Annotated in this window: 8 protein-coding genes; 4 read left to right on the forward strand and 4 right to left on the reverse strand. The window is 65.6% G+C overall.

Annotation, left to right across the window (positions count from 1 at the left end; genetic code table 11):
• The first annotated feature begins 147 nt into the window (after positions 1-147).
• The gene (locus tag ACFOYU_RS25895) at positions 148-426 is read left to right on the forward strand and encodes a hypothetical protein (RefSeq protein ID WP_226739721.1); all 279 of its coding nucleotides are present in this window, start codon (positions 148-150) and stop codon (positions 424-426) included.
• A 5-nt stretch (positions 427-431) separates the two neighbouring features.
• Positions 432-680, forward strand: coding sequence for a DUF6894 family protein (locus ACFOYU_RS25900; RefSeq protein WP_377035754.1), 249 nt, complete (start codon positions 432-434; stop codon positions 678-680).
• Between the two features lie 37 nt (positions 681-717).
• Here ACFOYU_RS25900 and ACFOYU_RS25905 read toward each other — a convergent pair whose 3' ends face one another.
• Positions 718-1,896, reverse strand: a complete 1,179-nt coding sequence (locus ACFOYU_RS25905; protein WP_377035755.1) for an NAD(P)/FAD-dependent oxidoreductase — start codon at positions 1,894-1,896, stop codon at positions 718-720.
• Positions 1,897-2,220: 324 nt separating this feature from the next.
• Here ACFOYU_RS25905 and ACFOYU_RS25910 point away from each other — a divergent pair, with 324 nt between their 5' ends.
• A complete protein-coding gene (locus ACFOYU_RS25910; RefSeq protein WP_377035756.1) occupies positions 2,221-3,114 on the forward strand; it encodes a Ku protein in 894 nt (297 codons plus the stop codon).
• Between the two features lie 4 nt (positions 3,115-3,118).
• A complete protein-coding gene (gene ligD / locus ACFOYU_RS25915; RefSeq protein ID WP_377035757.1) occupies positions 3,119-5,683 on the forward strand; it encodes a DNA ligase D in 2,565 nt (854 codons plus the stop codon).
• Here the strand turns inward: ligD and ACFOYU_RS25920 are convergent.
• From ACFOYU_RS25920 to ACFOYU_RS25930, 3 genes are all read right to left on the reverse strand, one after another.
• On the reverse strand, positions 5,667-5,933 hold the full coding sequence (locus tag ACFOYU_RS25920) for a hypothetical protein (RefSeq protein ID WP_377035758.1): 267 nt from the start codon (positions 5,931-5,933) through the stop codon (positions 5,667-5,669). The genes ligD and ACFOYU_RS25920 overlap by 17 nt on opposite strands.
• A 3-nt stretch (positions 5,934-5,936) precedes the next feature.
• Positions 5,937-6,161 carry a hypothetical protein gene (locus ACFOYU_RS25925; RefSeq protein WP_377035759.1) on the reverse strand — a complete coding sequence of 75 codons (225 nt, stop codon included), beginning with the start codon at positions 6,159-6,161 and terminating at the stop codon, positions 5,937-5,939.
• A gap of 93 nt (positions 6,162-6,254) precedes the next feature.
• Positions 6,255-6,383: cold-shock protein (locus ACFOYU_RS25930; protein WP_377033349.1), on the reverse strand; the 129-nt coding region annotated here is incomplete at its 5' end.

A 6,383-nucleotide genomic window follows, 5' to 3' on the forward strand; every position in this document is an offset into this window, starting at 1 on the left:
TGTAAACAAACAACGCCGGCAACCCTCTTTTTATCCCAAACGGGGGATGAAACTTAGGCGTAACCCAGCGGAAGCTGAGACGTAGCACTTTCGAATCGGCCATGCCCATCACGAGGGTTTCAGCGTCACAACGATCCGAGGGGTATCATGCGAGCAGAAGACCAGCCGGCAAGGGCGGCTGCAGGACGAAGCGGACTCGAGATCGATTTCCAGGTCTCCCGCAGCACCGAGACGCTTTGGACGATCGAGCCCGTCTCCCAGAAGGCAAAGCTCATTGCAGCGGCGGAATTCGGGCTGGCGGAAACGTCCCCCCAGAAGCCGGGGCTCGTGGCCGGACATGTCAGGTCCAACGCGCTTCTCCACGCATTGCGGTCGCGGGGATTCTCCATTCTCTACAACGGACCGGCGGGGCCCATCACGCTGTAGCATCCGTGCCTCGTTACTTCTTCAATCTTCGATACGGACATCTCCATGTCCTCGATTCGCGGGGCGAGACCTGCTCGGACCCGGGAGATGCGCTGGAGCACGCCGTCGTCGCCGTGCTCGACCTGATCACCAAGGAAGGACGCTTCCGCAACTGGGCGCGCTGGTCCATCGAGATCGAGGACGAGAACCGCAGGCGCGTCGCCACCCTGCCCTTCACCCTCGTCCTGAAATCGCACCGCCAGCCCGGCAAATGACGCTGCGGAACACCCGTCGAACGCAGCGGCCGGGGCCTCAGGCCACCTGCCCCGCGCACCAGCCCGACGACCAGGCCCATTGGAAATTGTAGCCGCCGAGCCAGCCGGTCACGTCCACCACCTCGCCGATGAAATAGAGCCCCGGCACGGCCTTGGCCTCCATGGTGCGGGAGTAGAGCTCGCGCGTGTCCACGCCGCCCAGCGTCACCTCCGCCGTGCGGTACCCTTCCGACCCGGCCGGTTTGAAGCGCCACTGGTTCACGGCGCCCTCGATCCGCCGCAGATGCTTGTCGGAAAAATCCGCGAGATTGGCGGGGCCCGGCTCGCCCTCGGCGATAAGCTGCGCCAGGCGCTTGGGCAGGAAGGCGGAGAGCGCGGTCTGCAGGGCCTGACGCCCGTTGCGGGAGCGGGCGGCCCGCAGCTCCTCGAACAGGTCGACCTGCGGCAGCATGGAAACCGTGATTTCCCCGCCCTCGCGCCAATAGGACGAGATCTGCAGGATCGCCGGACCGCTCAGGCCCCGGTGCGTGAACAGCATCGCCTCCGCGAAGCGGGTCTTGCCGCAGGCCACCACCGCGTCCACCGCCACACCCGCCAGGGGCTTGAGCCGCTCCAGCATGGTGGGCTCCAGGGTCAGGGGGACGAGGGCCGGCCGTGTCTCCGTGACCTTCAGGCCGAACTGCGCGGCGAGATCGTACCCGAAGCCGGTCGCGCCCATCTTCGGAATGGACTTGCCCCCGGTGGCGACCACGAGGGACCGGCACCCGATCATTCCGTGCGAAAGGCCGAGACGGAATCCGTCCGCCGTCTTCTCGACCGTCTCCACGTGCGTGGAAAGGCGCAGCTCCGCCCCGTGGAGCTTCATCTCCGACAGCAGCAGATTGACGATCTGCATCGAGGGGCCGTCGCAGAAGAGCTGGCCCAGGGTCTTCTCGTGATAGGCGATGCCGTGGCGCTCCACCAGGGCGATGAAGTCCCGCTGGGTGTAGCGGCGCAGGGCCGAAATGGCGAAGCTCGGGTTCTGCGACAGGAAGTTCTGCGGAGCGGCGTGGAGGTTGGTGAAGTTGCACCGCCCCCCGCCGGAGATGCGGATCTTCTCGCCCGGCTTTGCGGCATGGTCGACGACCAGCACCGAACGGCCGCGCTTTCCGGCCTCGATGGCGCACATCATGCCGGCCGCGCCGGCCCCGATCACCACCACATCGAACACATCCACCAGAGAGCTTCCTTCAATGACGTCCCACAGGCCCCGGACGGGAGAGTTCCGTAATGCAGGGAAAGACGACCTTGCAAGTTTGCGCATCCGGCCTGCGCCAATGCGTCCGCCGCAGCACCGGCCGATCGAGCGTCTTCCCCCGCAGAATATAGGTTTTCCGAAACGGGCCGATCCGCCGTCTTCCTTCGGGCTGAAAGCAAAAATGCAAGAAAAAATGATTCGGAACGACTCAAATAGAGTCGCGTTTGATTCGAACCTGCGGCGGATTGAATCAGCGATGAGTCGAAACGACTCTCGTGTCCAAGTATAGTTCGGAGTATTACTATGGCGGCACGGGCAATCTGGAAAGGCTACTTGAAGCTATCGCTGGTTTCCTGCGCGGTGGCCATCTATCCGTCGACCAATTCATCGAGCCGGATCCGTTTCAACACCCTCAACCGCAAGACCGGCAATCGCGTCCAGCGGCAATATATCGATTCCGAGACCGGGGAGCCGGTGGAGCCGGAAGATCAGGTGAAGGGCTACAAGGTCGGCAAGGGCAGCTACATCCTCGTGGAGGACGAGGAGCTCGACGCGCTCAAGCTCGAGAGCACGCATACCATCGATATCGAGGCCTTCATTCCGCGCGACGAGGTGGACGAGCGCTATCTCGACACCTCCTACTACATCGCCCCCGACGACCGGGTGGCGCAGGAGGCCTTCGCGGTCATCCGCGACGCCATCCGCGACAAGGGCATGGCGGGCCTCGGCCGCCTCGTGATGGCGCGGCGCGAAAGGCTGCTTCTGCTGGAACCCGTCGACCAGGGACTGATGGGAACCACGCTGCATTCCGCGGCAGAGGTCCGGGACGAGAGCAGCATCTTCGACGAGATCCCGGAGATCAAATACCCGAAGGAGATGCGCGACCTCGCGGCCCACATCATCGAAGGCAAGACCGCCCATTTCGACCCGAAGATGTTCGAGGACCGCTACGAGAACGCGCTGATCGAGCTCGTGCGCTCCAAGCAGGACGGTCATGGGACGAAAGCCGTCTCCGCGCCCAAGCCGTCGAACGTGGTCAACCTGATGGACGCCCTGCGCAAGAGCATCGAGGCCGAGAAGCCTGCGACGAAGAAGGCAAAGCCCTCGGAACGCAAGAAGGCGGCACCCGGCGGGCGCAATTCCGCCAAGGCGCGTTCGGGCGCAGGTCGCTCCAAGAGCATGAAGCGCGCGAGCTGACCTCATGGCGAAAGGCAACTCCGCAAAGCGGCCGCGCGCGGTGCCTAAGCGCGCGCATGAGCCGGGCTCGCTCAAGACCTATGACGCCAAGCGCGACTTCTCCGTCACCACCGAGCCGCGAGCGAAGCGAACGAAGGTGAAGGGCAACCGCTTCGCGGTGCAGAAACACGCGGCACGACGCCTGCACTTCGATCTCCGCCTCGAACTCGACGGCGTCCTGAAGAGCTGGGCCGTCACCCGTGGCCCGAGTCTCGTCCCTGGCGAGAAGCGCCTGTCGATCCATACCGAGGACCATCCCCTCGAATACCTCACCTTCGAGGGCGTCATTCCCGCCGGTCAGTATGGCGGCGGCACCATGATCGTCTGGGACGAAGGCCGCTGGTTGCCCGAGGGCGACCCACTCAAGGCCTACGCCGAGGGCCGTCTGACCTTCACCCTCGAAGGCCGGCGCCTGAAAGGTCGCTGGCATCTCGTTCGCACGCGCCCGAAACCGCGCGAGGCGAAGGAGCAATGGCTGCTGCTGAAATCCGAGGACGAACACGCCCGCGCGCCGGGCGCGCCCGAGATCGTGGAGGAGGAAGCGGCGTCGATCCGTTCCGGGCGCACCATCGAGGAGCTGGCGCGCGAGGGCGAATTGCGGAGCGATCACCGCAACCGCATCGAGGTGGAGGCATCCCGGCCGGACGCCAGGCGGAAGACGGCGAAGATCGCCGGCGCCAGAAAGGCGATCCTGCCGCCCTTCGTCGAACCGAGCCTCGCCAAGCTGGTGGCGAGCGCGCCCACGGGTCCGCACTGGCTGCACGAAATCAAGTTCGACGGCTACCGCATCCAGGCGCGCATCGACGGCGGCAAGGTCCGCCTGCTCACGCGCAGAGGACTGGACTGGACGAGGAAGTTCTCGCCCATCGCCGAAGCCCTGAAGGAACTGCGCCTGCCCTCCGCGCTGATCGACGGCGAGATCGTGGTGGAGGACGAGAGCGGCGTCTCCGACTTCTCGGCCCTGCAGCAGGACCTGTCGACCGGCCGCACGGATCGCATGATCTTCTACGCGTTCGACCTGCTCTATCTCGACGGGCAGGACCTGCGTCAGGTCCCGCTGCAGGACCGCAAGGCGCTTCTGCAGCTTGCGCTCGACGATCTGCCGGAAGGGGGCACGATCCGGTTCAGCGAACACATCGCCGAGGACGGCGCCTCTCTCATCCGCCACGCCTGCCGCATGGGGCTGGAGGGCATCGTCTCCAAGCGGGCGGACCAGCCCTACAAATCCGGGCGCGGCGAGCATTGGCTCAAGAGCAAATGCACCCAGCGGCAGGAATTCGTCGTTGCGGGCTACGTCCCCTCCTCCACCAGCCGCAAGGCCGTGGGCTCCCTGGTCCTGGGCTACTACGACGGCGAGGACCTCGTGCATGTCGGCCGCACCGGAACCGGCTTCACGGCCGCGACCGCGCGTTCGCTCTGGGCGCAGATCAGCGCCCTCGAAATGCAGGCTTCGCCATTCCACGCACGGCTCTCCGCGGAGGCACGGCGCAACGTGCGGTGGGTGCGGCCCGAACTCGTGGCGGAGGTCGAGTATCGCGGATGGACCCATGACGGGCATCTGCGTCATGCGGCCTTCAAGGGCCTGCGGGAGGACAAGGACCCGCGCGAGGTGGTGCGCGAGGACGGGACCGTAAGCGCGCCTCCCGCGACCTCATCGCCAGCGCTCGCATCGGCGCGGCTCACCCATCCCGATCGCGTATTGTGGGAGGACGAGGGCCTGACCAAGCTGGGGCTGGCGGAATTCTACACCGAAATTGCGGACTGGATCCTGCCGCACATCGTCGACAGGCCGCTCTCGCTCCTGCGCTGCCCATCGGGCTCCCACAAGGAATGCTTCTTCCAAAAGCACGCCTGGGCCGGGCTGGACGAAAGCCTCGTGCAGCGGGTGAGCATCGGCGACGACGAAGTGCTTGCCATTCGCGACCTGCGCGGCCTTCTCGCCCTGGTGCAGGCCGGCGTGCTTGAAATCCACCCTTGGGGGTCGAAGCTGAAAGCCGCCGAAAAGCCCGACCGGATCGTTTTCGATCTCGATCCGGGGGAGAACGTCGCGTGGCCGGCGGTGGTGGAGGGAGCACAGGAGGTGCGCCAGCGCCTGAAGGATCTGGGCCTCGAAAGCTTCGTGAAGACGACCGGCGGCAAGGGGCTGCACGTGGTGGTCCCCGTGAAGCCCAGGGCCGGCTGGGATGCGACGAAGGCCTTCGCCGAACGCCTCGCCCTGGCCATGGCGAAGGATGCGCCGGATCGCTACACCGCGAGCCTGGCGAAGCGCGCCCGTAAGGGCCGCATCTTCATCGACTATCTCCGCAACGGTCGCGGGGCGACGGCCGTGGCGCCCTATTCCACGCGGGCGCGCTCAGGCGCACCCGTATCGACGCCCCTGTCCTGGAGCGAGCTTCCGAGCCTGCAGAACGGATCGCACTACCGCGTCGCCAACCTGGCCGGGCGCCTGCAGCACATGGGCGAAGACCCGTGGCACGAGTTGACGGCCGTTTCGCAATCCCTGACGGAACGCCTCATCCGGCGTCTGTAGGGCTCTCTGCGGCTTGGTTTCGGTCGGGTGAAGCGGGCCTCTCGGCAATGCGCGCATTGCGCCAGCCCAGAACCTCCGCCTCGATCGCGTCGCCGGTTCGCCCGTTGATCCATTTCCCGTCGGCGCGCTCGCATGGAAAGGGAATGAGATAGGTTCCCACATGGTCCTCGCACAGCAGCTCGACGAAGCATCCCGAGGGCGGGTCGCGATCCGTCACGAATTCGTTCAGTCGCTCGCTGCGCGTCGCCATCGCTCAGCGGACGCGCTTGATGCTGGCGATGGCGCCCGCAGGAATGAGCCCCTGATCCTGCTGCTCCTTCGCGATGAGGCTCACGCGCAGATCGTCGACCCCCTTGCTGTGCCCTTCCGACCAGAGATAGGCCGTGCGTCCGTCCGTGTAGGTGACGAGGAACATGACCGACTTCGCGGGAGCGGATTTGTGGAACGTGTACATCACACCCTCAATCGTGGGTGACATGAAGCGGGTTTCACCGGCCTCATGCCAAGCAAAAAGCCGCCCCTGACGGGGCGGCTCCAGAAGATGGCGCAGATCACCTACGCCGGTTCGTGCTCAGGCCGTCTGGATGTTGTTGACGGCGACCTTGCCGCTGCGACGATCCTCGGCGGTGTCGAAGGACACCTTCTGGCCTTCGCGAAGGCCGCGGATGCCGGCGCGCTCGAGAGCGGTGGCGTGGACGAA

It is taken from the genome of Microvirga sp. GCM10011540, from assembly GCF_042650665.1.
Lineage (GTDB): Bacteria > Pseudomonadota > Alphaproteobacteria > Rhizobiales > Beijerinckiaceae > Microvirga > Microvirga lenta.

What these genes read in the sequence shown, in the direction of transcription:
- ACFOYU_RS25895 (WP_226739721.1), top strand. Translation starts at nt 148, where the DNA reads ATGCGAGCAGAAGACCAGCCGGCAAGGGCGGCTGCAGGACGAAGCGGA.
- ACFOYU_RS25910 (WP_377035756.1), top strand. Translation starts at nt 2,221, where the DNA reads ATGGCGGCACGGGCAATCTGGAAAGGCTACTTGAAGCTATCGCTGGTT.
- ligD (WP_377035757.1), top strand. Translation starts at nt 3,119, where the DNA reads ATGGCGAAAGGCAACTCCGCAAAGCGGCCGCGCGCGGTGCCTAAGCGC.
- ACFOYU_RS25920 (WP_377035758.1), bottom strand. Translation starts at nt 5,933, where the DNA reads ATGGCGACGCGCAGCGAGCGACTGAACGAATTCGTGACGGATCGCGAC.
- ACFOYU_RS25925 (WP_377035759.1), bottom strand. Translation starts at nt 6,161, where the DNA reads ATGTCACCCACGATTGAGGGTGTGATGTACACGTTCCACAAATCCGCT.